Below are 2,084 nucleotides of genomic sequence, written 5' to 3'. Positions count from 1 at the left end.
GGCTTTGTTGCACAAAGATTTAAAAGTTAAGACTTCTCATATCTACTCAAATTTAAGTGACAACTCGGGTATGTGGTCTGCCTAAGTCCGTAAATTTATTTAATACTGCCATACGTGCATGAATCTCATTGACTTGGCTTTGAAAATTTCTCGCACTGAGTTTATCCCCTAATAATTTGATGCAATGCATCTTGGTTTCAACCAAACTTCGCCGATGATAGCCTGACCATTTCTTCCAAATAGTTCTTCCTAAACGTTTAACTGTTCGAAGCAACTCATTGCGTTCTAGCGAGCCCATCTTTTTATCTTTCCATGGCTTCGCATTTTTTCTTGGTGGAATCACTGCATGTGCTTGCCGATCCGCAATGACCTGTCGGCACTGTTTGGTATCATAAGCTCCATCGGTATAGACGGAGTCAACTCTCTCATCTTGTGGAATCTGATCGAGTAAATCACCAAGTACCTGTGAATCACTCACATTGTTGGTTGTGAGCTGAACAGCGCGTATTTGTAAGGTTTTAGCATCTATACCAATATGTAATTTACGCCATTGGCGACGATATTCAGGCTGATGTTTTTTACGCTTCCATTCACCCTCACCTAAGAATTTCAGACCTGTAGAGTCAACGATTAGATATAGTCCATCACAACTTTTTTGATAGCTAATCACAATATCAATATGCTGTTGTCGTCTACAAATTGTAGTGTAGTCTGGCGCTATCCAATTTAACCCACAAAGATGGATGAGACTTTGAACAAAGCCAGTGACCATGCGTAAAGATAATCGAAAGAGAGATTTAATCATTAGGCAGCATTGGATAGCTGCGTCGGAGTAAGTTTGATTTCGTCCTTGTTTGCCTTTTGATGGGGCATACCATTGCGTAGCAGGATCAAACCAAATGGCAATATTTCCACGATTAATGAGAGCTCGGTTATATGAAGACCAATTGGTTGTGCGATAAATTTTTGGTGTCGACTTATTCATTTGAAAATTATATTGTGGAATAAGCCTTTAGAGATAGGTTTGTGCAACAAAGCCTCGTTAAACGCCCGCCGGTTCGACAAGCCGGTCAAGGGGTCGGTGATCGCCATACGCAGCAACTGCTGCTCCATTTCCTTGCGAGAAGAGATGTTGAGCAGAGTGCCGACTATCAGTTGCCTGCCCGCGTCACCCAGCCATCGGCCGCGATCCAAAACCCAAATCCAAACGCCGGATCGATGACGAACGCGGTACTCGCACTCCAATCGCTCCGACGGGTTTTCTTGATAAGCGCGCACCTTTGCCAGAACGACCGGTAAATCCTCCGGGTGAATACGCGCTTGCCATGCGGCATGGGTGGCGCCAATCTTCTCGTCGTCGGAGGTGAAGCCGAACATCGCCAGACTGCGGGCAGAAAGCCTGAAGCTGTCGGTGGCGATATCCCATTCCCAGAACCCCAATTCTGCGCCTTCCAGGGCGATGGCGATCCGTTCGTTGTCGTCGATTTTCGCTTGTTGGCGAAGCTTCAGCTCGTCGCGCCTCTGGCGATTGGTACGAGCAAAACCCCACGCGCAACCGCCATGCCAATATTGGCAAGTAGCGACACCATCAACCCAATGGCCGGCCCGTTCATGGTCTATCCCCACCTGACTCACTGAGTGTCTGCCGTAATTCCTCGATCCGGCGGTTGACGTAGTCGGCATTGATGCCCAGCATCAACAGCACCTGCTCGGCCAGCCCCAGTCCCAAAGCCAGGTACAACGGGTACAGCCTGACATTGGGCAGATTACGCAAAAGCTGGGCATCCGTTACGCGGTCAGTGGCCACCACCAAGGGCAAGGTCGGGCGGCGTTCGAGGACCGCTCGCGCAATGCGCTCGGCCGTCTGCGGACGAACAAGCGTCAGCACCACCAGACGGGCATGGGCCAATCCGGCGGCGGCCAGGGTGTCGAGCCGACTGGCATCGCCATACGACACCGGCGCCCCCATCGCACGACCCGCTTCGACCCTTTGGCGGTCCGATTCCAGCAGCAAATGCGGCACGCCTGCCAGACGCAGCGTTCGACTCAGCAGCAGCCCGACTTCATCCGCCCCACAGATGATC

Annotated in this window: 3 protein-coding genes; all 3 read right to left on the bottom strand. The window is 50.5% G+C overall.

Annotated features, from left to right (window positions below; genetic code table 11):
* Positions 1-52 precede the first annotated feature (52 nt).
* Entirely contained in the window at positions 53-985 is a 933-nt protein-coding gene (locus VXQ92_RS16115) for an IS5-like element ISAba13 family transposase (RefSeq protein WP_001043692.1), read from the bottom strand.
* Complete coding sequence (locus tag VXQ92_RS16110) at positions 982-1,635, bottom strand: PAS domain-containing protein (protein ID WP_228129001.1); 654 nt, start codon at positions 1,633-1,635, stop codon at positions 982-984. Before VXQ92_RS16110 ends, VXQ92_RS16115 begins: the two co-directional genes overlap by 4 nt.
* The coding region (locus VXQ92_RS16105; RefSeq protein ID WP_416682508.1) for an NAD-binding protein at positions 1,610-2,084 on the bottom strand (475 nt) is incomplete at its 5' end. The genes VXQ92_RS16110 and VXQ92_RS16105, both read right to left, overlap by 26 nt.

Source organism: Acinetobacter sp. 228 (assembly GCF_048147885.1).
The sequence above is the reverse complement of the archived record's forward strand: the minus strand, read 5'-3'. Positions and strand labels throughout refer to the sequence as shown.